Genomic DNA, 24,411 nt, shown 5'->3' with positions numbered 1-24,411 from the left:
GATGATGCCCCTGGCCGGGCTCGAACCGGCACTTGCCGCTTATCTGGCGCTGACGGGATATAAATCCGCTGCTCTACCAATTGAGCTACAGGGGCGTGATCGTTGCGATCACGCCGGTATTCGAAAGCCGGGCTCGTAGCAGTGGTAGGCATTCATGGCCTGAGCATACCATGCGTTTGTTGTCTAACGCGCGGCGCGGCTTGCGTGCCGCCGGTGCGGTCAACTTCTGGCGTGACTTGGGCCTCGCTGAGACGGTGCGTTGTAACTCTGCTGCCAGGGTGTCGGCTCGAGCTCGCTCGACGGCAGCTTCTCGTAGCGCCTCAGCTAACGCCTGACGGGTACTGTCTTCTTGCTGGCGAGCGTGCTGTTCAAATGTCTGACGCTCCCGTTGTGCGCTCGCAAGTTGCTTTAGAAGTGCCTGAGCTTCCTGCCGTGCCCGATCGATCTCTGCGTGCGCCCTATCTTCAATTGCACGCACATGTTCGGCCTGACGATTGCGCTCGATGGTGATCACTGCCTCACGCTCGCTGTAGCGGCCCTGCAGCGCACCAAGCTCTTGTTCCATCTGGGTGCAGCGGTCACGCAAGTCCTCACGTTGCGTGGTCAGGTCGGCAATCTGAGTAAGCTGTTGATCGCACAAGCGCTGGAGATCGGCCAGCCGCTGTTCGGCGACAACCAGCGACTGCCGAGCTTGGTTGGCAGCAACGGAATACTGTTGAATCTGCGCTTGCCAAGCGGCCTCCCGATTGCTCAAGTCATCTTGTAGTGCGACAAGGTCGGCACGCTGTTGAGCCAGGTTGGCGTCAGCGTGGCGCTGTGCTGCGGCCAGCGCATGCTCCCACCACTGTGAGGCCAAGGTCGCCAGCTCTGCTGGTGCGTTCGGCAGCTCAAGTTTTGCCTGTTGCGCGGTCAGCCGCTCACCCAATCTTCCCCACCAGGTTTCCAGCCAGCGAACCACGGTGTTTGGCGAGCCAGTGCCAAGATGAGCACGGATGCGTTCCACGGTCGGACGTTCGCCCAGCGCGACAAGCGCATCAGCGGCGGCGTGAACATCTGATTCTGTGATGCCTCTGGCCATCGAAGTACCTCCCGAATTGGCGCCCTGCCCCGCATTTGACGTACTCACGATAAGTGATGATTATCGTGGCTACGCCTACTTATTCGTGGCGCACATTACATACTATGAGTGCTAATTCCACTAGTGTCGCCCTCGTCCAGACCGTCCACCAGCTGGTACTGCCCGAACAGCTGGCGCAACAGGCGGCGGACGCGGTGCGCGAGCTGCTGGCCGAAGCAGCGGCCGAGAACACCACCCGCAGCTACACCAGTGCCCTGCGCTACTGGGCCGGCTGGCATGCAACACGCTACGGTATCGAGCTGGCATTGCCCGTGCCCGAGGCCACCGTGCTGCAGTTCGTGGTCGATCATGTGCAACGCCGCTCGGTCGAAGGCGAGCTGGCCTGGGAGCTGCCGGCGGCCGTGGATCTGGCCTTGGTGGCAGCTGGCCTGAAGGCCAAGCTGGGCCCTTGGACATTGGCGACCGTGAGACACCGCGTGGCAGTACTGTCCACTGCGCACCGACTCAAACAAGTCGCCAATCCCTGCGAGCAGCCGGTCATTCGGGCCGTGCTCAGCCGCGCCGCGCGGGCCGCGGTCAAACGCGGCGAGCGCCCACGCAAGAAGACCGCCATCACCCTGCCCGAGCTTGAAGCCATGCTGGCCACCTGTGACGACGGCCTGGAAGGCGTTCGTGACCGTGCCCTGCTCTGCTTCGGGTTTGCCAGTGGCGGCCGCCGGCGCAGCGAGATCGCCGCGGCCAACCTGCGCGATCTGCGTCGAATTGGCGTCCAAGGCTATATCTATCGGTTGGAGCACAGTAAGACCCAGCAGGCGGGTGTCACGGCCACCTCGACGCCGGACAAACCGGTGCTCGATCGGGCGGCGTTAGCACTGCAGGACTGGTTGGAGGCCTCAGGCATAACCGAGGGGGCCATCTTCCGGCGGCTATGGAAACAACGGGTTGGCCCTGCCCTGTCCCCGGCGGCCGTGGGCGAGATCGTGCAACGGCGGGCGCGTTTGGCCGGGTTGGAGGGAGATTTTGGCGGGCATAGCCTGCGGTCGGGATTCGTGACCGAGGCCAGTCGCCAGGGGGTGTCGCTGCCGGCGATCATGCAGTTGACCGAGCATAGGTCGGTGTCGAGTGTTGTGGGCTATTTCCAGACGGGAGGCGCAACAGCGAATCCCGCTGCTCGTCTTCTGGAGGGCTGATCGGTCCTGAATTCTCGATTTCGGTGCATATCGGTTAGAAGCAGCCATCTATACCAGATAAGCACGGTACCTTTGTATCAAGGGAAGCCTTCATATACGACAGGGGCAAGGGGAAATCTGTGTATCTGGCACAACTCGAAATTGTCAATTTCAGGAAGCTCAAAAAGGCCGAATTGCACTTCCAGAGTGGCTTGAACGTCCTTGTAGGGGCCAACAACGCGGGCAAGACCGCTGTGGTGGACGCTCTGCGCGCCCTGCTCGCCGGTCACGACGATCCCTACCCCCGTCTGGACTCCGAAGATCTCCACCGACCGAAAGAGAGGGTCGGTAGGGATTTGTGTAAAAAACAGCCAAAAGTGAGCTAACCCTCTGTCAGCAAAGGGCTTTTACACGAATCCCTGCCGACCCTCGACATCGTTGGGCGTGAGCAACTGTTTGGCGGCGATCAGGCGAGTTTTCGGCAACAGCAAGCCGGCAGTACCGATGCCCGACAGGGTGAGGAAGTACGACGGTCCACTGTAGTTATCTATCGCATGGCGCGCGGCGATGCGATGCCGGACACAGGGCGGCCGTGGAACATCGCGCCGCAGTGCGCGCAGCGGCAGCGCCCGCATTGATTCAGATACCTATGTCCCATTTGGACACTTCTGCGTTGCGGCACATCGAAACGTCAACCGCCGTAGCAGAACCGAGCACGACCACTAGCGAGCGCAAACCGGTTCCCGCAGGCTGCGCGAGTCGCGGCTTGCGCCACGCCGGGTCAAGGGCGGCAAGCAGCCACTTTCATGCAGTACACCAGGGACATCCGATGAACCTCTCTCTTTGCACCATCGTGGCGATCGCCATTGCCGCCTGCGTGCCGCCGTGCACGGCCGTGTCCGCCGACTGGTACGTCGCACCCACCGGCAACGACGGCAATCCCGGCACCCGCGCCGCCCCCTTTGCCAGCGTGATGGCTGCGCAGGCCGCCGCGTCCAGTGGCGATACCGTTTACCTGCGCGGCGGCACCTATCGCCTGACCAACGCCAACATCAGCGTGGTGCGGCAGCCCTACGCCGTGGTCAACGAGATCACCAAGCCCGGCATCGCCTATGTCAACGTCGCCAACGAGCGGCCGGTGTTCGACTTCTCTGCGGTGACGCCCACCGGCCTGCGCGTGGCCGCATTCCGGGTGGCCAGCAACAACTGCGTCTTTCGCGGATTCGAGGTGGTGGGTGTGCGGATCACCATTGCAGACCGCCTGACCCAGTCCGAAGCATTCCGCGTTGACCGCGGCAACGGCAACCTGTTCGAGAATCTGGCGATCCACGACGGCCAGGCGATCGGCTGGTACCTGGTTTCGGGCAGCGACAACCGGGTAGACAACGTCGATGCCTATAACAACCGTGGACTAAATGCCTTCTCCGATGGAAATGTCGACGGTTTCGGCGTGCACCCGACGCTTGCCGGAAGCACCGGAAACCTCATCGAAGGCAGCCGCGCATGGTTCAACAGCGACGATGGCTTCGACCTGATCAATGCCGCTGCCGCAGTCACCCTGCAACGCAACTGGTCGTTCTACAACGGGTACGACAGCGCATTCACCCCGCTGGGCAATGGCGCAGGCTTCAAGGCAGGCGGCTACGGGCGAAACGGAAGCGATTATCCCAAGCCGGTGCCGCGCCATATCGTGCGGTTCAATCTGGCAGTGGGCAATCGATCCAACGGCCTTTACGCCAATCACCACATCGGTGGGCAGGAGTGGATCAGCAACACATCGATCAAGAACGGCCGCGCCAACTACGACATGCAATCCACCTTGAGCGACAACCTCACCGACGTGCCTGGATACGACCACTATCTGGCCAATAACCTGGGATTCGGAACGCGCATCGAAATGATCAACCTGGGGTCTGCGAGCGAGAACGATATCGGCCGCAATTCGTTCAATCTTCCCCTTGTCGTCAGTGCAGGAGATTTCGTCAGCCTGGACGAGCGCCAGCTCATGCGTCCGCGCCAGGCCAACGGCGACCTACCCATCATCACCTTCGCCATCCTGGCACCGGGCAGCGCGTTGATCGACGCCGGCGCCGATACCGGTGAGGCCTTCAACGGACGTGCACCGGACCTGGGGGCATTCGAGGCGCGTTGATCCGGACGATGGCGCCAGCCGCCTGGCCGTCAGTCAGTGCCATCGTGTGTGCGATTAATATTACTACGTAACGACGCATTTTTTTTCACACCGTTTAATTAATTACCCAAACTAAAATAGGTATTTATGAAAATAAATTTTCTAGCGGCGACGATCTTTCTGGGGCTGAGCTGCGCTAGCACCTCCATGGTATTTGCAGCTGACCAATGGCTCTCATTTTCAAGTGAACAGAAGAGTAGGATCACTTCAACGGAAAGGCTAACCCCGATCAGAATCATCGAATCGCAAGCCTATGATAATGCGGCTGCCGGTGGACTTTGGTTACCGCTGCCAGACGGTCGACGCATCTATGCAAGAACTATTTCGCAGAACTCCCAGGACAATGATCATTGGACCTTTGTCGGCAGCATCCCCGAACGAAAGCAAAGTGTAGTGATCACCTTCGGCCGCAATGCAGTATTCGGATCAATTCCGGTCGGCGATAACACATCGGTTCGTATCGTTACCCAGGCCGGCAAGCTGTATATTGCAGAACGTCTACCAAAAAACATTGCTCTTGACCGCCTCAAGAGCAATGATAGTGTCATGGCACCCGACTACCTGATTCCGCCGAAGCCACCGTTAAGCGAGCAAGATTTACAACATAACCTTGCACTAGTGAGGCAGGCGGCCAGCGCAACAACCCCGGCGGTGGTCGACGTGCTCGTAGGTTATACCCCTGGCTTGGTCCGCGAGCTAGGATCGGTAGATGCCGTTAATACCCGCATCAACTATCTGGTTGCCGTTACCAACCGTGCCTACTCGGATAGCCAAGTGAATGGACGCCTGCGCCTGATCGGTACGCAGCAGGTTAATTACACCGACTCCACTACAGATGATGCTGCACTTAAGGACCTGACCGAAGCTTCAGGCACCTCTTCATTAGCGACACTGCACAGCACGCGCGACACCCAGGGTGCCGATCTTGTCGCCTTGCTACGCCCTTACCGCGCAAATCAAGGCGCTTGTGGCGTGGCGTGGCTGAACGGTTATGGGCTTCAATCGTACAATGTCAATATGCAGGGAACGGGGTACGCCGCAGTCAGTGATGGTACCGACGAAGAAGCCGGAAATTACTGCGAAGACATTACCTTCGCTCATGAAATCGGCCATAACCTTGGTCTGGCTCACGACAAAGCCGATTCCGGTCCTGGCGCGTTCACTTATGCTTACGGATGGCGGCAAACATTGGATGAGGGCAGTTTCAATACCATCATGGCGTATACCGCCGACGATCAGCAGAGGGTTCCCTACTTCGCCAATCCACGTATCACGTTATGCAATGGCAACCCGTGCGGGGATGTAAACGAAGCCGACCAGACCAGAGCATTAAATATCACCATGCCCATCGCGGCCAACTTTAGGCCGACCAAGCGATGAGTCACCCATAAGTACAGCTACTAGCGGAGCCGTGACAGCGCATGGCGTGCGCTAACGCCATGCGCTGTCACAGAGTGACACTTGGCTGTTTTGTACAGGAATTTGAGGGTCGGCAGGGATTGGGGTTTAGCCGACATACGTGTAAAAATGACTCACAGAATCCGATTTCTTTTCTGAAAACATGAAGTTGCCAGATATAATGGCGCTTCCATCGGCTCATCCACTACCTCGTCCCTTTCGAGGTTCGGCACGCTGCAACTGTCTTGCGGCGAGTGTCCGAGTGACCTGACGCTGGTAATCTGACGCCAGAAGTGGAATTTTCTCGTACCCTTTTCCGAGGAGGTTCCATGAAGACATCCCGTTTCACCGACAGCCAGATCATCGCCGTACTCAAGCAGGCCGAGGCTGGCACGCCGGTGCCGCAGTTGTGCCGCGAGCACGGCATTAGCTCGGCAACGTTCTATAAGTGGCGCAGCAAGTTTGGCGGCATGGATGCGTCGCTGATGTCCCAGCTCAAGGAGGTGCAGGACGAGAACCGGCGCCTGAAGAAGATGTACGCCGACGCCCAGCTCAGTGCCGACCTGCTGAAGGAGGCGATGGCAAAAAAATGGTGAGGCCATCTCAACGTCGGGAGATGGCCCGAACAGCGGTCAAGGTCGGACGCGCGAACATCCAGTACGCCTGCCAGACCTTCCAGGTGAGTGAGACCTGCTATCGGTACCAGGCCAAGGCATCGGACGAGAACGGCCGGATCGCGGACTGGCTGGTGCGATTGACGACGACGTATCGCGACTGGGGCTTCGGCCTTTGCTTCCTGTACCTGCGCAACGTGAAGGGCTTTGGCTGGAACCACAAACGGGTGTACCGGATCTACCGGGAGTTGGAGTTGAACCTGCGGATCAAACCGAAGAAGCGACTTGTGCGCGAGAAGCCCGAACCGCTGGCGGTACCGGAATCGATCAACGCGGTTGGTCGATGGACTTCATGCATGACCAGTTGGCCGATGGTCGCAGCTTCCGGTTGTTCAACGTCCTGGATGACTTCAATCGCGAGGGGCTGGCAATCGAGGTTGACCTGTCGCTGCCATCTGCCCGGGTGATCCGATCGTTGGAGCAGATCATCCAGTGGCGCGGCAAGCCACGCATCATTCGCTGCGATAACGGGCCCGAATACATCAGCGGAGCACTGCTGGCGTGGGCGCAACGCAACGGCATCGGCACCGAGCACATCCAGCCGGGCAAGCCACAACAGAACGCCTACGTTGAACGTTACAACCGCACGGTGCGCTACGCCTGGCTGGCCCGCACCCTGTTCGACACCATCGAGCAGGTGCAGGACCAGGCCACGCGCTGGCTATGGACTTACAATCATGAGCGCCCAAACATGGCGCTAGGCGGCATCACGCCAGCGATGAAGCTGGCGATGGCTGCATAACTCCACTTCTGGAGCCGCTAAAAGCGGGGGGATTCCCCTTAGGCGCTACTCTTCTCCTGCATTTGTGTCGTGTAAAATTTTGGAGGAATTGAAGATTTTTATTCCTTCCATAATTTCTTCAGCACTAAAATTCAACAAACTCATTTCGCGGATATGACTTCCTGTTTCATCTCTATTATAAGTGCAAAGCGAAACGCCTCGACGCAATGATCGGCAAATCTCATCAGCAATAAATCTCCTTTCTTGGACGGTCACTGATGAAACCCTTTCAAGCGTTGATTTCCTGTCTAGTGCGGCTTGTGGTCCAAGCCATGATAGCTGGCGCTCGATAAAATCTGCGACCATTTGACTCCTGTGTCCGTCATCCTCGATTTCTTGCGCTATTGACAACATCTCCAAATTAAATTCAATCAGGGTAGCGACCGCCAAGGAGCGAGATTCGCCGACGGCTATAGCTTAGTTCAAACTTAGTACAATATTCGTTATGCCGCAAAGTACTAGCAGGTTTTCTTGATTGCAACATCATCTGGTGTTCAGTCAATTCTTCAATTGAGTGAGCAAAAGCGGGGAAAATCCTATCTGGATCATGCTTTATAAAGGGAGTGAGATTACTTTCAATCAATCCCAATTTTTCTGCGTGGCTGAGCGATCTGCTTGTTTTTTCATAGTCGGGATTGAAAGCGTTATTCGACTTGAAAGAATGCACGTCACCAAACCCATTTCGAGACGAAAGATAGTCTGATTCGTTAACGAGGCTGCCTTGGCCATATACGACTGATGGGAGGCCTCTGTATTTTTGTTTGTTCTTTGGCCTGGGGACTTCAGATATCAGATTCATCCGAACTTCCTTTTTTATAAGGGAAGCAGGCGTCATGACAATGTCATGTAGCGTGGATTTATTGCAAATCGTATCAACCTCTCTTTTGACTGGTGTCTTTCCTTCCGCGCCAATTTTACCATGCACCTCTCCTGGACTTGAGAATCGTAAGGATCGAATCATTAAAGGCTTTCCTTTCCCATACTCTTCAGCAGCATCAGAATTTCTTTTTAGTAGCAATTGCTTGACTGAAGATTTATCAATGAGCTCTTCAAGTTCGACTCTATTCTTGATGTTGGCCATTCCTCTTTGCAGCTGCGCCAAATTTTGAACTAATAATTTATTTTGATGGACTCGCTTTAACGATGAAGTGTGAAAAGTAGCTATATTCTCTTTTATTTTTCTAGGCGCTTTTTTCAAATCTTGTAAATCGAGCGATGGCTTCACGAGCTCCGATGCTGCAAAATTATCCTTCTTATTATTAAAATCTTCTTCGCGTGAGTTTAAATATGTTTTCGAACTGTGATTAATCTTCATTTCTAATGCTTAGTCTATTAAATTATAATTTATATTCGCCAAGGGAGCCGCCAGCGCATCGCGCACAAGCTCGGTTTCCATCGACACCGCACTTACGATTTATGCGTTATGGTCGAGCCATTCGGACCATAAAAATGGCTGGCCCTTTGGGTTTTGCTTGGCATACTCGTAAAATAGAGGAAGAAACTCGGACCGTTCATTACGAAACTCTGAGCGCCCCTTGTCGGAAACATCTTTATTATAATCTAAGCTCCGCCCTGGATTTAAAGCGCGTTGCCGATGAATAATGTCCTCGAACGATAAAGTTGCAGCATTTCTTAGGATGTCATGCATGACAATGAAAATTGTCGTACGGCCTAGACCCATACCACAGTGCACGTGCAGCCTCTAATGAGGGGCCATTTCTCGCTCCATATGAATGAACGCATCAATGTCGTCGGCACGCGGCGAAAGGTGATCTGTCACCGTCAAACGTACATATTTGGCACCTGCAGCTCTCACAAGCTCTTCTTCACTAAAAATTGGCGGTTTGCTTAAGGTCGCCCCGCGTGGGTTGCGGACTTCGTTCTTCACATCTTTGCGATGAAATATCTGCACCGTTTCCTGCGCGTTAAGCGCTTGAATCCTCTGATGCTCGTCTGCCAAAGCTTCGGCACGTGATTTGCCAGCATTGCCCCAGTTGTTTGGGGTACGCCAAGTACCCGGATAACCACCAACAATGGCATGTGATTCTTCACGAGCATCCAGAACGACCACTGGGTGCTCCTTGGACGGCCTCAGCCTAGTAATCTGCCCAATGGACGCGATACTGCCGCTACCTGAAACGTGGAGGTCTTTCCAACCAGTCGGATTAGAACCTTCGGGGAGGTCAAATTCGTCCGAAGAGCGGAAATTATCGAATGATTCTAGATCTCTGTCGTAAGCTAGAACAGGATGTGACGTGGGCGGCGGCGGGAGAGACAAGGGATTTCTGAATTTCTGGATCACTTGACGAAGTGCTGTTTCCGACCGGTGTGCTGGTCCGTTTGGCGAATCAGCGAGATGTGACGCAGTGCGCAAACCTCGCTTTGGCAAATCAGCGAGTTCTGCGGGAACCGCTTGATCAACGTGGTTTGATACAACTTCTGCTTTAACGTTCTCAGCGGAGTCGGTACCTGTCATTTCGTTGTGGCTGGAAGATGGTGCAATTGAACTAGAGGTTTTCTTCAGCATTTGCGCTCACTACAAATTATTGTAGGATCCTGACTTTAATTGCTGAGCGAACTAGTTTGCTGTAGTGGCAGGAAATTATGTCGTTAACAGCGATGCTGAAGTGCTGGCTGCAGTTTGATCCACCAGCTTGCTTAGAAACCACACGCTTAGCTGGGTTTCTTGGGCGCACATATCGACGCCTACGCAAGGGGCTTCTATGTCAGCTCCGGCAAGCGGCGACGCCCACCTGTCGTCGGACTGTGTGAAGTGGCCTCTACTTGTTCGCCAACGGGCCGCAGTGGTCGCAGCTCTTCCAGCAACTGTTCCAGCGTGCTCAGTCGTACCGTGGCCCGCAAGGTGTCCGCCTCGGCGTGTTCCCGGCGCTGGCGCTCTTCGACCAGCTCGGTCCGCGCTGCAGCCAGTTCGGCGCGCACGCCTTCCAGCGCTTGGACATCTTGGGTCCAGCGCACCTGCAGGGCTTGGTGCTCGGCGGCCGTCAGGCGCAGCGCGTCGCGTTTGCGTTGCTGGGTGTCGGCCCGCTGGCGTGCCTGCGCCAGTTCCCGTTCCAGGCGGGTCTGGCGTTCCACCCACTGGCCATTGTCGCGGTTGAGCTGCATCAGGTCGTGGTTCTTGACGGTCAAGGCCTCGTTGGCCTGCCGCAGGGCGACCTGCAGCTCTTGCACTTGGTGCGCGTGCCGACGCTGCTCCTGCTCGCGCTGGTCTCTGACGGAGGTCCGATAGTGCTCCAGGGCTTCCCTGGCATGCTCGTGCTTGTGCTCCAGCGACTGGGCATGACGTTCGTGCTCGGCCAATCGCGCCGTGAGGCCCGCGATCCGCTCCTGCAGTTGGGCCAGTTCGGTGGTGCGGCTGGCCACCTCGCTCCTGGCGGCGTCGCCCGCCTCGCGTTCGGCTTGCAGTAGGGTCTCGCAGCGCTGCAGGTGCGTCCTGAGCGAGTCAGCCTCGTGTCGGGCCTGCTCCAGCGCTTGAGTGCGCTCCTGGAGCTGTGCCTGGAACCGCGCCTGCGCCTGCGCTACGACCGTGTCGGCCTCGGCGTGCAACCGCTCGGCCAGGCGGCTGACCAGATCCTGCAGCGCATCGCCGATGGCGACCTTGGCGCCGGGACGCTGTCCTTCCTCCTCTTCCAGCTCCTTCAGATAGCGGTGGATGGTGGTCTTGGACCCCGTATTGCCCAGCGCCACCCGGACCGCGTCCACGGACGGAACCGTGAAGAATCTCGCCCAGGCGGCAATCCTTCGGGACCACAGAAGGGATTTCCTCGGCGCGTACAACTGGCGGCTACCTGCATCGTCGGTCTGCTGGCCGATCCGCCGCAGGGACTGGTCGCCAGGATCACCCAGCCTGCGCGCTATCCCGACGATCGGCCGCTGCGCCGGCTCGTCTGGGCGTTCACCCGAAACCTGGATTCGGGCCTGCCGCCGGCCGCGTTGCCCGGAGATACGCACTGGCACCCTCAGCTGCTGGAAAGGACGAGAGCGTTGCTGGCAGTGATTAAGCGGGATCATGGACTGGCGAGTACAGGCAATCTCGGCAACAAATTGGCCAGGAGAGGCTTGACCAATGCTCCGTTGATCGACGCCGTGGACCTCGCTGCCGAAAATGATCAGCCGCGCATGCGCGTGGATACGGTTCATCAGGCGAAAGGAGAAAGCCTGGATGCGGTGCTGTACCTTGCAAACCGCGAGCACGTGAACGCCCTGCTCGCCGGTGTGGACACCGAAGTGGGGCGCATTGGCTATGTCGCCGTGACCCGCGCACGCAACCTCCTGTGGCTCGGCGTGCCCGCGAACGCACTGGAGGAACTGCGTCCTGCGCTGCTTGCCTGCGGCTTCCAGGAAGCCGGAGCCGCCGCACCCGTGTGAGAAAGGCGCCGCCGGGCCTTCGCAGAACGCGCCAATTAGCGAAGATGGACTGCAGAAGCCCGGCTGCGCCTGAGATGCGGGTTGTCAGCAGCCAAGAGCTAGTCGTCTCAATGGATGATCAGTTGCTCTATCGCTCGGCGACTGCTATCCAAGCTCGGGGATTCTTGCAAATATAACTGCACACTCTGTTCCCGAGCCACTTGCCTCAACAGCTTGTCCATCTCGCTGGAAAGCATCATCAGCGCCGTGGATTTCTCGGCCGTTTCAAGAATGCACCGCGAGCCATCGGGCGTCATCAACGCTTGGGCCTGGGGCGGATTTCGGTAGCACCAGTCCAGGTGCCGTTGCGCCTCCGCGAGTATGCCCAACTCCCACTGCGCGCCGGATCGCCAGGCGGTCAGATCCGCGTGATAGAGCACATAGCTGGACAAGGCGATGGTCGTGCCCTCGTCCTCCGCGTCGGCTTTCACGTTCTTGCACAACCGTATGGCTTTGCGGAGGCTCCCAAGCGCCGCGGCGTCCCGGTCCGCCACCCGTTTGATATGGAGAAACGGCAGGTTATCGATCGTTGCGTGGTCGAACTTGTGATATATCGAAACGCCGCGATCATGCTCAAGCCCAGTGAATTGGTACTGCTCCGTGTCCCACCAGACCGCAGGCACGACATCGACTGGACGAGGCAACGAGCCACCAGTGAGTTTGATGGCCTTGGCATTAGTGGTGTCCACGTGCACTGCCGGGAAGGCCGTGCGAAGGGAGGTTTCGCTGGTACGGCGCAGATCGCGCAGAAACGAAGTGGTATCCCGTGCCGGCGGCGAGTAACCACCCCGTTGGGCATGCACGCCCGCCGGCGCATAAAACAGCGACCCGAGTCCGATCGTAAGCAGGTCCACATCACTGACGCCGCGAATATGCACATTCAGCGGCACCGACCCCTGCAAGCGATACGTGGTGTTCAAACCCTCGGCCGAAAGTCGGCGCTGCAGCTGGTTTTCGACCCGGGTAGCGGTCTCGATACTGATGCGGGTGTAGTCAGGGTCAACTTCCTGCATCGCACCCAACGCATACCGGGTAAACGGCTTGCCCATGGCCCGCCGCTCGTAGGCTTCGCCCAACAGCTGCTCGCGCAGGATCTCGATCTGCTGATCCATTGCGACCGCGATAGCTCGGTCAGCGCCCGAACGCCTGGCACGCAGCTTCTGAAGCCGTTGATCGATTGTGGTCATGGCTGGCGCCTCCAATGCATGCGACCGTAGGTGGATCTTCCCCGACCATTGAAGTAGTCCCCTTCGGCCCGCTGTTGGTCCGCGCTCACCGTCATGTCGCAGAAGCCTACGTGATTATCCAGGTCGTGCTGATCGATGCGTGCATCATTTCGGTAGTTGTAGAACAGGCGATAGCCGCCTGCTTCATCGTGCATCAGTGCCGCGACCACGCTGTCGGAGCCAGATTGCTCGGTGGTCAGGCGGATGCGCAACCGGTCCCAGCTCTGTGCGACGGACACGGTACCGCTCCAGCTTCGAGCCGACACTTCACCTGCGCCGTTGTAAGAGGTGCCCTCGCAAGACCATTGTCCCTGCAGATCGGGCACTTTCAGAAATCGCCCCATCCAAGGCTGGCGCCAAAGATGACGATCAAACAGCCAGTACAAGATTAGGTACACCGTACCCGCGCCAATAAGCGACATCAGCGACGGGGTCAAGTGGGCAGGCAAGCCGTACCTTTCAGCCAGATCAATCGCCCGCAATACCACATACACTGTACCTGCCGAAATGGTGGCGGCCGCGGTTCCCAAGTAGCGGCCGATCTTGGCCCGGCTGATCCCATCCAGCAGTACGTACTCGTGACTTCTCATCCCTCTCCTTCCCGCTTCTGACACGTTGAGCAAACTGCGACGCCCGGAAAATCATATTTTCCGCCGGGTCGTCATGGCGACTATAAGGCCGCGTTGTCGCAAAAGCAGAGACGAATTGGCGCCCGGCTGCGCCCCGCTCGCGGGCCAATTGCCGATAGTACCGTCCAGACGGGCTCCACTCCCCAGGTCGTCCAGCGCGCCTAGCAGGTAGCCTGATACGTCCGACAACATCGCGGTTGACGGTGGACAGATCCCGGTCCAATGAGGCGGCTACCGCGCGCATAGACCTCCCGGCAACCATGTCACGGGATACGTCCCGCCGCTCAGCCAAGTTCAGTGCCCGTGTCTAACGTCGTCGCGACGCGGGGGGCGGATGCCGTCGGACTCCGAGAGGATTCCGCGGACCGAGCTGTGGTGTCGATCGAATAGCGCTGCAATCTGATGCTGGCATGCCTCTTTCCGCCAAAGTCGATCTACCGGTAGATACTGCGAGGCAGCCGGCTTGACTGTACGATCATGATTATTAGTGACAAAGACGTCGGAATAGCCTCCCTCTTCGAGGCACAACGGCGCCCATGGTGAGAATCGAAGAAGGAACGCGGGAGCTCATGACCTCAATCATATGTTGGAACAACAAACACGACGAGTGGTTCTCGGGCCTCTGGGCTGTTGCGGATTCTAGAGTTTCAAGCAACGCAGGGCCAATGACGGATAGTTTGCAAAAGCTGTTTGTCCTACCTGTAAATATATATCCACATGAGAGCGCTTTAACTACCCAGCAACCTAGCAAGGTGTTGAGCGTTTGTTATGGATTTGCAGGAAGTACACTTATCGGCACAAGCGTGAAATATATCCTGGCATTGTGCCTGGATAATGTTTCAGAACTGGCCTACTACGACAAATACGGCGATGTATCCAGGTCACTCGAAGAGCGAATGCCGAGCGTTGAGGAGATTGCCAAGTTAGCTCAGAAAATAGCACGGAAATATTTGCTGGCCTTGGGCACCCTTCATCCAAATCGGGCTCATTGCGAAATAGTGATTTTTGGATTCTGTAAAAAGATGAGTGATACGAAAGTTTTCGTTCTAAGGAACTCTCCAGAACGCCCGGCCGAGATAAGCCTTGAAGAGAGAGACATTTCTGGTGGAGGGTACGTAATTTTGGGGGATAGGAAGCAGGATATCCTCAAGGAGATTGAACGTAAGAATACAACGTGCGCCGATATAACCCACTGGAAAGGCAGAGCCCCGGTTATCGCCCTCCAACAAATAATCAAAGTTTCTTCGCTATCAACTATTGGAGGGCATGTCCAGATTTGCGTGGCCAGTAGGTTAATCTCGCGCACCATCTATACTTCCGACATCGCCAGTCAAAGCTTGTCGGTACTAGGGTTTGATTTGCTTACTGAGCTAGGACAGTTAGGGGGATTTTCAATTTCGTTCAATCCATCGCTAAGAATCGAGATGCGCTTGATCGACTAAATTCTGATCCATCCGCAGGCGATATGCTGCTCCCAATCGCTACCCCGCTCAGAGGGACGCGACAGACCCAATGGCATCCTGCCATGGAGAGAGAGTTTCGGCCGGCAGAAGACTTTCACATAGTTCTATTCAGCGGCAGTCGCAGGCTGTCCGCTGGAATGACAGGCCAATAAAAAAGTGCCAGTACTTGCGTGCTGGCACTTGATAGCCAGTAACAACCGGACTTTAGGCGAGACGAATCGCCAAGAGCGGCTAAATGGCTTGTATCAGTCCTTTTGGACTCTGCCGGCACTATGCAGGGCGCCTCGGACCTGCGTAATCGGATCCCCGTCCCAGCCCATCTCTTCCAGACGCTCTGCTGTGAATACATCCGGCTGATCGTAGATTATTGCTAACGCCATAATAAAGCCTGGGGAGACTTCCCATCGGTAGCCGACTCTATCACCGTAGACACTTTTCATGAATGCTTCGAGCTCATCGGAGTAACGAGCGATGACCTGTTCGCCCTCTGATACCGTGGAGATGCCGGCGGCAGCCATACACGCTGCTACCTGCTCCAGCTTGTACGATGGGTCGCGCTGTTCGTGCCAGAACCCGACCTTGATCGCTTTGGCGTAGAGATCATTGACGGGATCAGATGCTTCGATATCAGAGATCAGCTTCTTCTTTTCTTCCAGGTTCATGCGTGGCGAGTCCTATCGCGAATACTGCATCAGGGGTGACTTCATTTCGAAACCGGATGGCTTACCCATCTCAGCCCTGAAACCTAGCCTAACCAGGACCGTTACGCGTGAAAGTGGCGTGGCCCGAATCAATACTTCGGAGATGCTCGTCCTGCAGAAGTTCATGCAGCATGCGCGTCCTCACACGCCTCATCGCTCTGAAGCCTTAGCTCTAAATGGCTCATATCAAATTCGGAATCATTCATCGCCAATCGCCGGAGTTGGATCGAAAGCCAAGGTCTAAGGCATGGGAGGATTCGGCTATATCCCATTTTTTTAATCTCCAGAGTGCCTAACCAAGTGCACCGGGGAAGGACTTAGCAAAATTCTTGCCAATATAGTCCACAAGATCTGCCGCTTGCGACCCTTGGTGAGCCTGGCGATGCGCTACGAAGTCTCTTGTCGGGATCATATGAATGAGCTGATCTGACGCATAGCCCGAAATAACCTTGTGAGGATCGATGGTCGCAGTACGCGTTTTCGTGATCGCTGCCATTGCGTCAATCGCCATCCCGATCATCACATCGGCAAGTTGGACAGCAGGGCTGTTCTTGGAGTCGACTTGAATTACAGAAGTCAGCTTAAGTGGAAATGACATTGATGCAACATCCGACTGGCGGAAAGTTGCGACTTCCTTATGTCCGATGAATGATTGCAGTAAGTCATGGTAGGTCTGGAGATTATTCGACTGATCGTGCTCAATGCAGTACGGACCCTCAGCCATGGCCTCCATGCGGCTGATCAATGCCTGCAGAACGATGAATGCGGCATCAGTTGTAACGCCTGGGGTGGCGATCGCTTCGAGACACTCCGGGCTCGCATCCCGACCGAGCGGACCTAGGATTTCTGGCAACTGTCTCCAATCAGACGCGCGCACCGCCTCCACTAGCCGCGAGCCCGTGCTTGGAGTCTTTTCCTTGACGGCATCCTGAAAGCAAATAAGGATTCGCTCGAACGCTTCCTTCCCAAGCAGTGGCCGCCCGGTGTAATAAAGCAAAGAGGCTAGCGCTAGGTCGCGACCATCAGCGTACAGATTGGTTCCTCGCTCGTAGCACCAAGGCTCTTTCGCGTAGCTCAAGAACAACATGATGAGCAGATATCGCTTGTCGCAGAGCAAAGTTACACATTTGTAGTGGGTGAGGAGATCCGCATGAAGCGCGAGCAACCGAGTGTAGCTATTCTCGCGACGGATTAGCCTCCGATACTTAAGTTCTTCAGCCTTCATCCTTGGAAAGTGTTCTTTGATGAGTCGCTGAGCATCATCCTCCTCGATGGCAATAGCGCATGCTCCTTGGAAGGGCTGCTCAACGTTGAGAAGCCTGAATCCTGTGTAGCCACTTTCATCTATCCGAAAGGTTTCCATCGCTCTGCTCCGTGTTAGCTTTGCCTTCCTGCGCGCAAATGTACGCATAAGTAGGGCTTGAGCCACCCCTGATAACTCGGACACCTGAAAGCGAGGACAATCCTCGCAGGGAGGTGTTCGATGCAGAAGCGGCAGCGGTTTACAGCGGAGTTCAAGCGGGAAGCAGTGCGGTTGCTCAAGGCGGGAGATCGGCCAGCGGCCATGATCGCGCGGGAGTTAGCCATCCCGCGCAACCGGCTCTACAAGTGGGCCACGGATCTCGATGCGAAGGGCGCTGGCGCCTTTGGCGGCAGTGGCCGGCCCAAGGCCAACCCGGATGAACTGGCCAAGCTGCAGCGCGAGAACGAGCGGCTGCGCCAAGAGAACGAGATCCTAAAAAAAGCGGCGGCGTACTTTGCGCGGGAGCTACCGTGAAGTACGCCTGGATCCGAGATCAGCGGGGTTACCGGGTGCGTTGGCTCTGCCATGCGTTGGGCGTGTCGCCCAGCGGCTATTACGCGTGGTGCGCTCGCCGTCCGGGGCCACGCGCACAGGAGAATGCCCGGCTATTGCAGCGGATCGAGCAGTTGCACGCACAAACCCGCCAGGCGTATGGCAGCGAGCGCCTGTGGCGCGCGTTGCGTCAGCAAGGTGAGACATGCGGCCGGCATCGGGTGCGGCGCCTGCGGCAGGCACATGCGATCCGCACCAAACGGCGACAACGCTATCTGCGCACGCGCAGCACATACCAGCGTGCGGCGGTAGCGCCTAACCGGCTGGCATGGCCGTTCGTCAGTCCGGGGCCAGATCGGGTGTGGGTGGCGGACATCACCTTCATCCCGACCCGGATGGGCTGGTTGTACCTGGCGGCAGTTCTAGACATGCACAGCCGGCAGATCGCGGGCTGGGCGATGGGCCAGCGGGCCGATCAGGCGTTGGCCAGCGCTGCGCTGGCCATGGCGCTGCACCGCCGACGGCCAGCGCAGGGCGCAATCCACCATAGTGACCAGGGCACGCAATACACCAGCGGTGCATATCAGCGGCAGTTGCAAGAAGCTGGGCTGGTCGCAAGCATGAGCCGCAAGGGCATGCCTTACGACAATGCGGTGATGGAGAGCTTCTTCAGTTCGCTCAAACAGGAACTGACGCACCACGAGCGCTTCGCCAGTCTCGACGAAGCGCGCGGGAAAGTGTTCGAGTACATCGAAGTGTTCTACAACCGGCAGCGGTTGCACAGTGCGCTGGGCTATCGCTCGCCGGCCGAGTTCGAGAAGATGGCTGTTGTTCCCTAATTAACCTGTCCGAGAAATCGGGGGTGGCTCAGCTAGACCCCCTTTGTGAGCCCAAGTGACATCGAAGTTCCGCAGATCTTTTTACCTTGTCCGATCTGATGACCTGAGGCAGTCCCTTTGCAGGGCAAGCCAGTCCAGCGCCTTAGATACGTCCTGACGTGAGATGGGCGCGCTCGCCTTCGATGGTAAGAGCCTCGTGGATGCGTGAGACGACGCGATCTGCCCGATACCCTGACGCTTCGGCTAACAGTACCGAGTACCATCCCCGCGAGTGCGATCCTGTCCCCCCACCAGTACCACTGCCGCCATGACCCGCGAGTTGTTGGCTCAGAGCGGACGTTGAAGTTCGGTCAGGCTTTCTGCGCCGGTCTGGCTGAGCAACATCGCTTATGGCCGCAAGCCGACAGTGTTGTTGCGATTTCGCTGGGGCCAGGCCATGTGTCCGCTATCGGCCACTAGCGATCCTCTGCCCTACCCCGATAACCCTCCCTAATCCTAATCTGTTTGCTTGGGCCAGCCTACCCTTGATAAATCTTCCTAATCCCCCTTCTCGACCTTGATGATCACGGAAAAGTGAGCCTGGAGCCGTTATTCCTTTTAACCGTTATTCTTTTCGGAATAGCGAACCAGCGGTGCGTACACGGCATCGACGATGCTGAGGGTGTTGCAGCTGAAAAAGGTTCCGCCGCGACGGCCATCTCCAGTTGACGTATTTTCCGGAATGCGGAGCGTTTGTCGTCCGAGGTCAGGCGGTCACTCGCGTTGAGAAATTGCCAAGCTTCGGAGAGGGTGGCCATGCCGAACTCGATCCCACGCGCGCTTCTGTGCAGCGGCTAGGTGCTTTGCAGCAGGTCCGGATAGGCGAACACCAGGCAGTTGTGCCGTTCCAGTTCTTCCAGCTGACCTCCGATTCAGGCGCGGCCCCGTACCAAGTTCCGCCGCGATCCAGTCAGCGTACTCCCGTCTCTTGGCTCGAACCAACCGTGCCGGAGTGGGCACCCGCAGGCCAATCACCAGAACCCGTGGAACCGAGCGTGATGCGACCCTAGCCGGTAGCGGCCATGATCGCAAACAGGTCCGCAAAGGTCAGCGGCACCGCAGCCGCGACACCGACGGGCCATCCCATGCTGAGCAAGTACATGCAGCCAAGCAATTGGACGCTGACACCAAATAAACTGGACGAAGCTATCAGTCAAACTGGACGGCGGCGTCATTTAGGATGGATGGTTGTGAATTGGCAAAGTCAGCGCGGCCTTGCAAGGAGGATGCAACTCGCACAGCGCCGCTGGCCTGCTGCTGGTCAGGGGCAGCGCTTACAGAGCGGCCAGCGGGCCTGCAGGAGGGCTGGCCGGCCGTGATGCTGCTAGCGAGGGATTCTCACAGAGTCTATGGGCGATCGCCGGCAGCCGTTGGTGACCTGGTCGTAGGTCTGTACGGCGGTGGCCACCGCCGCGCTTAGTGAGCATTGCCTGCGCCAGGGATGTACGGCTGCTGTCATTGCGCAGCGCTGCGACTGGCACAAAGTGACCGCAACTCAACTGGCAGGCAAGCGCGTTGCCTGTTAGCAGCGCGCTTGGCCTGTGAACTGAGACACCCTCGCCGAGCAGTTCGCTTGCCGTTTCGGGTGGCAGATGATTCTTCAGCAGCTTGTTGCTGCGAAGTTCAGTCTGCTCGAATAACATCCAAACCGCCCACATCCGTACTGCTGGTGAAGACTTCTCCAGGACGATTCAGAATGCCTACGCGATCTGGCTTTGATAAATCTTCAGGCGGGGATGAGTCTCGTTCTCTTCAATCCGTGTTACCTGAAAGCGGGTGCCAGGAGGAAAGAGAACTTCCTGCTCATTCGGGCTCTCTGAAAACATGGAGATGCGCTTCCCATTTACTGAATTGCTTTCCCACTCGACTGCCATTCCTTGCCAGGATGCATCCTTGGTTTCTGAGGTCGCGAAGAATCGGCGGTCCGTGGTGATGCTTCCTTTTCGATATCGCTCCGACACCCAATCCGGGAACTGATCTTCGCCAGTGAAGACAGTCCCTTGATATGAATATTCTTCGGGAAGCGAGTGCAAGGCGGAAATGATGCATTTTGCAAATGCAAGGCCATGAGCAGTGGGCGTCGCTTCTTTCTCCAGAACATCCTGTACTACCCCATAGTCGTCCGTCGTCCATGCCTGCAGCGCCACGAGATCCTCGGTTGCAATGTGTTCGAGTTCTGGGTGGTTCCTCTTCATCCGTGCCATTCTTTGCATCATTCCATTCCACCGCTGCTGCCTCTCTGGTCGCGATCGTTCACCCCAAAGAGTTATGAGCGCAGTCTTGAACTGCTTCCGCTCTTCAGGTGTGGTTCGGAACTGCGACCCATCGTGTTGGATCCGCTGCCAAAGTCGATTTTTTTGTTTTACCAGATCGCTGGTGTTCAACTCCACCAGTGGACTTAATGGACGACGGCTCGAGCTCGCTCTGGGAGAGCCGAGTGACGCCAAGCCATACAGGCTGGGTGACATGGACGCCTCGGGAGATGAAGGCGTAGAGGGCGTGGCCTGCGCTGTGGCGTGGGCTGCATAATGCTCAGGTGAGCCTGCCACGCTCGGTTTTGAAACGCATAGACCCATGTTGATCTCCTGCAGTGACTGTAGGAGTAAGTTTGGCGAGAAGCTCTCCGATTCGCGTAGGCTCAGCGAAGTCATAGCTGGGACGACGAAGCATTGACGCGCGGGATTCTTGAGCCTCGCCGGCCCGTCAAACATGCCGCAGTATGCCAAGGCGTTCTCGTGCAAGCCGGGCGATGCGATGGTGCGCTCCGAGCAGGAGCGCGCACAGGTCTGGTGAGGCAACCAGATCACCGATGACTTTTCAGAAAAATCGTCCCAGCTCCACCTCTGGATGTGCTCAGCCCCGGCTTGCTAGAAAGACGTATTGCGGCGAGGTAAGCTTGCAGAAGAGGACGCGCAACGTTGCTTGCGAACAACCAGGCGCGCGATAGCAACCGGTCCGGCAAGGCGTGATTCTGCTTTAACCAGCGCACGAAGTGCGGGAGTATGGCTTTCGCTCCCTGCTCGGACACTGGGGCGGTGAAGCACTCTTTAACTCAAACGCAGAAGACGCGGAGCTCGGCCCCGTTTTTAAATCCATGGGAAGCCCTGCGCTGGTTGAAGCATTAGTGCCCGTGGCATTTCTTTCCACACCGAATAGCCTGGCAACAGCCGTAGCACTTGATTTGATCACCAAGGCATCAGGTCAAGTGAGCATCCGGACAAGTTCGAGAACTACTCCACACACAACATAGATGGCTCCATGGTGCGTCGCGTTGTGCTCCATCCTGGCAGCGAGTTCCTTGAGCTCACCCAGTGCCAGCAATGGTATGAGCCGTTGACCTAGGACCAAGGCTTGATCATCAGCCCCTTGGCCACCATCGAAGTCGTGCCAATGCCGACGGCAAAGATAAGGTGATCGAGCACCTGGCAGTAGGTGCGGAGATGGATCCTGACTGCGGCCGGACCGCGCTCCCTGACCGTTTCGTGGGCCGCTGCCAGGACGCGCCGCTGGATCACGTCTTCTCTTCGATCTGGTACGCCTTGTCGGACGGCCCCTATTGGGTGCGCTAGATATTGACCAGGACTCAAGACTTTAGGCCCATCCCTACCCCCGATAAACATCCCTAATTCTAATTTTGGATAGCAGTTCCCCTACCCTATCGAGAAGCCCGTAGCGGAGCATCGATCGGCCCACCGAGCGCTCGCAGACGCTCCATTGCTTGGTCGTCGCCGGTACGGCGCGAACCAACATCTGATCGGCAAGGGCCCGGACGGGGCGATGCCGCCTGGGCACTGGCGTTACCTGCTGGTCGGCGAGAAGTTCTGAGCTCCGCGCGTCTTTCGCCACTGGATCCACGCGATCGCGGCGACGAGGAAGACGCTGCACAGGTAACTGCCTTCCGGCCCTTGCGCGCCACCGGTCAGGGTGTCGAGGCCTTGCGGGCGCAGCGGCACCAGCAGCGCCGGCAAGTGCGCATCCATGCCGGTGACGGGCAGTTCGAAGCCGGTTGCGAGCAACCAGTTCCACCCCGCGTGCCAGCCCATCACGCCCCAGATATTGCCGGTCCGCAGCGCCCAGGCGCAGGCGAGCAGCGAGAACAGGAACGTGCCGAGCATGACCCGGGGCGGCTGGTGCGGACTGAAATGCAGGAAGCAGAATGCGAGCGACACCAGCAGCACTGCCACCGCGACATTGGTCTTGCGCGCCACCACCGACAGCATCCAGCCGCGGAAGATGACTTCCTCCACGCTCGCCTGGGACATGAAACTCAATAGCAGCAGACCGATGTGCAGCAGACTGACGGGCGACCGCCAGGCCTGCCCCAATCCCGTCGCCTGCATGCCGCCAGCCATCCAGATCGCGACGACGACCAGCGCGACCGTGCCGAATCCAACGGCCAGTCCGCGCAGGAAGATTTTTAGTGGCGCCGGAGCGGTCAGCCCGATACTCGCCAGCGAGCGCCCTTCGACGAAGCGTACCCAGGCGAGCACGGCCGCCAGCGTCGGCGCGAAGCCGATCCACAGCAGCGCATACAAGCCAGCGAGGCCGATCGGATCGCCGCGCGGCGTCGACCAATGCTGCGACTGCATTCACCCGTCCAGCGCGAGCACAGGTACCGCGTTGAACAGGATCATCAGGATCGGCGTCAGCCAGGCCCAGGGCAGCCAGCCGCGGGCCGGATCGGGCGAATACAGGGCAACGGGGGTCATGCGGTGCTCCAGGTCGACGTGATCGCCGCTGCAAGTTGCTATCCGCGCGGGGGCGTGGCAACCCGTTTGCGACCAAGCCACAGAAGTCGCCGATGAATCACCCGGATCGCCGACGAAATGGCGCTGAGTCGTCGCCCGTGTTGCCTTGGCCCCGCTCTTGCTGCAAGAGCGTCTGCACCTCTATCACGGCATCGGCGCGTGCGCGATCGCAGCAGAACTCGCCTACGCCCCTGCAAGCCCCTCATGCGCATCGGCAAAGCATAACGTCTTAAATCAGCCCTGATCGGCCTCGGAAAGGAGCCAATTGCGAAAAGCAGCCAGCCTTGGCAGATCCGCGCACTCTTGGCGATAGACGACGAAATAAGCCAGCGACGATGCGAGGCTGATGTTGGGGAACAGGCGGACCAGGCGACCGCTCGCCAGATCATCCCGTGCCATGACGCTGCGAGCCAGAGCAACGCCGTGTCCCTCGATCGCCGTCTGCAGGACGGCGGCGGAGTTGTTTATCTGCAGGCTACGCGTATGGGGTGCGTCAAGCACACCAGCAGCGTCCATCCACGTTTGCCACGTGGGGAAGCCTGAGTGGCCGTCCATCGACAGGTCATGGATCAAGGTCTCGCGGACAAGGTCGCTCGGCTTGCGCAGGTGCCGGTGCTCGCGCAGCAGTTCTGGTGAGCACACCGGATAAACCTCTTCATCCATCAGCTTGTCTGCCTTCAAGCCAGGCCAGCTTCCCGTCCCGTACCGCACGCCGATATCGATGCGCTGAGCCACGAAATCGACCGACTTATGGTTGGTGTCCAGGCGCACGCTCGTTTCCGGGCAGGCCGCATGGAAATGGTCAAGGCGCGGAAGCAGCCATTTGGCGGCAAAGGCCGGGCTGACGGTCACGGTGAGCACACCGCTGGTGGAGCCGTCGCGTAGCCGCTCCATCCCCAACGCCAGGCGATCAAAGCCGGCGCGGATATCCGGCAATGCCCGCTCGGCTGTTTCCGTGGGTTCAATGCGCACCCGCCCACCGGGGCTGCGCACGAACAGCGGAGCACCCAGCCAATCTTCCAGCGTGCGCACGAGCTGGCCTACGGCTGCCGGCGTGACGTTCAGTTCGTCGGCTGCTGCGGAAAAGCTCTGGTGTCGGGCACTGGCCTCGAATGCACGCAGCGCGTTGAGGTGAACAGGGGCCTTCATATCGATAAATTTTTTCTTTAGATGATAACTACTTTATCTCGTTTGCGACCGGATGCAATTGGGCAAAGAATTCCTCCACGCCAAGGAATTAAGCAAGGACGTCTGG

Annotated in this window: 23 protein-coding genes, 1 tRNA gene and 1 pseudogene; 9 read left to right on the top strand and 16 right to left on the bottom strand. The window is 57.8% G+C overall.

What is annotated here, in order from left to right:
* Positions 1 to 5: 5 nt before the first annotated feature.
* Positions 6 to 95 (bottom strand) — tRNA-Ile (locus BJD12_RS01935).
* Positions 86 to 1,078, bottom strand: a complete 993-nt coding sequence (locus BJD12_RS01930; protein WP_074059297.1) for a DNA-binding protein — start codon at positions 1,076 to 1,078, stop codon at positions 86 to 88. The genes BJD12_RS01935 and BJD12_RS01930 overlap by 10 nt, the downstream gene beginning before the upstream one ends.
* Before the next feature lie 104 nt (positions 1,079 to 1,182).
* Here BJD12_RS01930 and BJD12_RS01925 point away from each other — a divergent pair, with 104 nt between their 5' ends.
* On the top strand, positions 1,183 to 2,268 hold the full coding sequence (locus BJD12_RS01925) for a site-specific integrase (protein ID WP_005991734.1): 1,086 nt from the start codon (positions 1,183 to 1,185) through the stop codon (positions 2,266 to 2,268).
* 119 nt (positions 2,269 to 2,387) lie between these two features.
* The gene (locus tag BJD12_RS01920) at positions 2,388 to 2,633 is read left to right on the top strand and encodes an ATP-dependent nuclease (protein ID WP_228861016.1); all 246 of its coding nucleotides are present in this window, start codon (positions 2,388 to 2,390) and stop codon (positions 2,631 to 2,633) included.
* 21 nt (positions 2,634 to 2,654) lie between these two features.
* Here BJD12_RS01920 and BJD12_RS01915 read toward each other — a convergent pair whose 3' ends face one another.
* Positions 2,655 to 2,882: a hypothetical protein gene (locus BJD12_RS01915; protein ID WP_005991738.1), complete on the bottom strand. Its 228-nt coding sequence runs from the start codon at positions 2,880 to 2,882 to the stop codon at positions 2,655 to 2,657.
* 194 nt (positions 2,883 to 3,076) lie between these two features.
* On the opposite strand from BJD12_RS01915, the gene BJD12_RS01910 reads away from it, so the two are divergent.
* The 3 genes and pseudogenes from BJD12_RS01910 (at position 3,077) to BJD12_RS01895 (ending at position 7,252) form a co-directional block, all read left to right on the top strand.
* Positions 3,077 to 4,399 (top strand): right-handed parallel beta-helix repeat-containing protein, encoded by a 1,323-nt coding sequence (locus BJD12_RS01910; RefSeq protein ID WP_005991739.1) that lies wholly within the window; start codon positions 3,077 to 3,079, stop codon positions 4,397 to 4,399.
* A gap of 126 nt (positions 4,400 to 4,525) precedes the next feature.
* A complete protein-coding gene (locus BJD12_RS01905; protein WP_005991741.1) occupies positions 4,526 to 5,818 on the top strand; it encodes a reprolysin-like metallopeptidase in 1,293 nt (430 codons plus the stop codon).
* A 347-nt stretch (positions 5,819 to 6,165) separates the two neighbouring features.
* Positions 6,166 to 7,252: pseudogene (locus BJD12_RS01895) on the top strand (IS3 family transposase).
* Positions 7,253 to 7,297: 45 nt separating this feature from the next.
* Here the strand turns inward: BJD12_RS01895 and BJD12_RS24865 are convergent.
* The 5 genes from BJD12_RS24865 to BJD12_RS01880 form a co-directional block, all read right to left on the bottom strand.
* Positions 7,298 to 7,597 carry a hypothetical protein gene (locus BJD12_RS24865; RefSeq protein WP_229003595.1) on the bottom strand — a complete coding sequence of 100 codons (300 nt, stop codon included), beginning with the start codon at positions 7,595 to 7,597 and terminating at the stop codon, positions 7,298 to 7,300.
* A gap of 61 nt (positions 7,598 to 7,658) precedes the next feature.
* Entirely contained in the window at positions 7,659 to 8,606 is a 948-nt protein-coding gene (gene avrBs1, locus BJD12_RS01890) for an AvrBs1/Avra family type III secretion system effector (RefSeq protein ID WP_229003588.1), read from the bottom strand.
* Positions 8,607 to 8,705: 99 nt separating this feature from the next.
* Positions 8,706 to 8,972 carry a protein-tyrosine phosphatase family protein gene (locus BJD12_RS25165; protein ID WP_341865700.1) on the bottom strand — a complete coding sequence of 89 codons (267 nt, stop codon included), beginning with the start codon at positions 8,970 to 8,972 and terminating at the stop codon, positions 8,706 to 8,708.
* 21 nt (positions 8,973 to 8,993) lie between these two features.
* Positions 8,994 to 9,818: a protein-tyrosine phosphatase family protein gene (locus BJD12_RS24735; RefSeq protein WP_229003586.1), complete on the bottom strand. Its 825-nt coding sequence runs from the start codon at positions 9,816 to 9,818 to the stop codon at positions 8,994 to 8,996.
* Positions 9,819 to 10,012: 194 nt separating this feature from the next.
* Positions 10,013 to 11,062, bottom strand: coding sequence for a DNA-binding protein (locus BJD12_RS01880; protein WP_052318561.1), 1,050 nt, complete (start codon positions 11,060 to 11,062; stop codon positions 10,013 to 10,015).
* Between the two features lie 306 nt (positions 11,063 to 11,368).
* On the opposite strand from BJD12_RS01880, the gene BJD12_RS24730 reads away from it, so the two are divergent.
* A complete protein-coding gene (locus tag BJD12_RS24730; protein WP_039426895.1) occupies positions 11,369 to 11,677 on the top strand; it encodes a hypothetical protein in 309 nt (102 codons plus the stop codon).
* Positions 11,678 to 11,784: 107 nt separating this feature from the next.
* Here BJD12_RS24730 and BJD12_RS01870 read toward each other — a convergent pair whose 3' ends face one another.
* Together BJD12_RS01870 and BJD12_RS01865 are read right to left on the bottom strand one after the other, a co-directional pair.
* On the bottom strand, positions 11,785 to 12,903 hold the full coding sequence (locus BJD12_RS01870; protein ID WP_005995611.1) for a nucleotidyltransferase family protein: 1,119 nt from the start codon (positions 12,901 to 12,903) through the stop codon (positions 11,785 to 11,787).
* Complete coding sequence (locus tag BJD12_RS01865) at positions 12,900 to 13,532, bottom strand: Cap15 family cyclic dinucleotide receptor domain-containing protein (protein WP_005995609.1); 633 nt, start codon at positions 13,530 to 13,532, stop codon at positions 12,900 to 12,902. Before BJD12_RS01865 ends, BJD12_RS01870 begins: the two co-directional genes overlap by 4 nt.
* Before the next feature lie 575 nt (positions 13,533 to 14,107).
* Between BJD12_RS01865 and BJD12_RS01860 the strand changes: the two genes are divergently transcribed.
* A complete protein-coding gene (locus BJD12_RS01860) occupies positions 14,108 to 15,013 on the top strand; it encodes a hypothetical protein (RefSeq protein WP_005995606.1) in 906 nt (301 codons plus the stop codon).
* Positions 15,014 to 15,279: 266 nt separating this feature from the next.
* Here BJD12_RS01860 and BJD12_RS01855 read toward each other — a convergent pair whose 3' ends face one another.
* Both BJD12_RS01855 and BJD12_RS01850 read right to left on the bottom strand, forming a co-directional pair.
* Positions 15,280 to 15,696 (bottom strand): hypothetical protein, encoded by a 417-nt coding sequence (locus tag BJD12_RS01855; RefSeq protein ID WP_005995604.1) that lies wholly within the window; start codon positions 15,694 to 15,696, stop codon positions 15,280 to 15,282.
* A gap of 331 nt (positions 15,697 to 16,027) precedes the next feature.
* On the bottom strand, positions 16,028 to 17,098 hold the full coding sequence (locus tag BJD12_RS01850) for a DUF3800 domain-containing protein (protein ID WP_042828390.1): 1,071 nt from the start codon (positions 17,096 to 17,098) through the stop codon (positions 16,028 to 16,030).
* Positions 17,099 to 17,218: 120 nt separating this feature from the next.
* Here BJD12_RS01850 and BJD12_RS01845 point away from each other — a divergent pair, with 120 nt between their 5' ends.
* Positions 17,219 to 17,512, top strand: a complete 294-nt coding sequence (locus BJD12_RS01845) for a transposase (RefSeq protein ID WP_039421683.1) — start codon at positions 17,219 to 17,221, stop codon at positions 17,510 to 17,512.
* Complete coding sequence (locus tag BJD12_RS01840; RefSeq protein ID WP_005992929.1) at positions 17,509 to 18,369, top strand: IS3 family transposase; 861 nt, start codon at positions 17,509 to 17,511, stop codon at positions 18,367 to 18,369. The genes BJD12_RS01845 and BJD12_RS01840 overlap by 4 nt, the downstream gene beginning before the upstream one ends.
* 563 nt (positions 18,370 to 18,932) lie before the next feature.
* Here the strand turns inward: BJD12_RS01840 and BJD12_RS24030 are convergent.
* The 4 genes from BJD12_RS24030 to gcvA all read right to left on the bottom strand — a co-directional run bounded on the left by BJD12_RS24030 (position 18,933) and on the right by gcvA (position 24,305).
* Entirely contained in the window at positions 18,933 to 19,166 is a 234-nt protein-coding gene (locus tag BJD12_RS24030) for a hypothetical protein (protein ID WP_126936566.1), read from the bottom strand.
* Between the two features lie 942 nt (positions 19,167 to 20,108).
* Positions 20,109 to 20,984 (bottom strand): type III secretion system effector XopAI, encoded by an 876-nt coding sequence (gene xopAI, locus BJD12_RS01835; protein ID WP_005997694.1) that lies wholly within the window; start codon positions 20,982 to 20,984, stop codon positions 20,109 to 20,111.
* Between the two features lie 1,221 nt (positions 20,985 to 22,205).
* A complete protein-coding gene (locus BJD12_RS01825) occupies positions 22,206 to 22,997 on the bottom strand; it encodes a CPBP family intramembrane glutamic endopeptidase (RefSeq protein WP_005997692.1) in 792 nt (263 codons plus the stop codon).
* 393 nt (positions 22,998 to 23,390) lie between these two features.
* Positions 23,391 to 24,305 carry a transcriptional regulator GcvA gene (gene gcvA, locus BJD12_RS01820; RefSeq protein ID WP_005997689.1) on the bottom strand — a complete coding sequence of 305 codons (915 nt, stop codon included), beginning with the start codon at positions 24,303 to 24,305 and terminating at the stop codon, positions 23,391 to 23,393.
* Positions 24,306 to 24,411 lie beyond the last annotated feature (106 nt).

This window comes from Xanthomonas vesicatoria ATCC 35937 (genome assembly GCF_001908725.1).
Lineage (GTDB): Bacteria > Pseudomonadota > Gammaproteobacteria > Xanthomonadales > Xanthomonadaceae > Xanthomonas > Xanthomonas vesicatoria.
The sequence above is the reverse complement of the archived record's forward strand: the minus strand, read 5'-3'. Positions and strand labels throughout refer to the sequence as shown.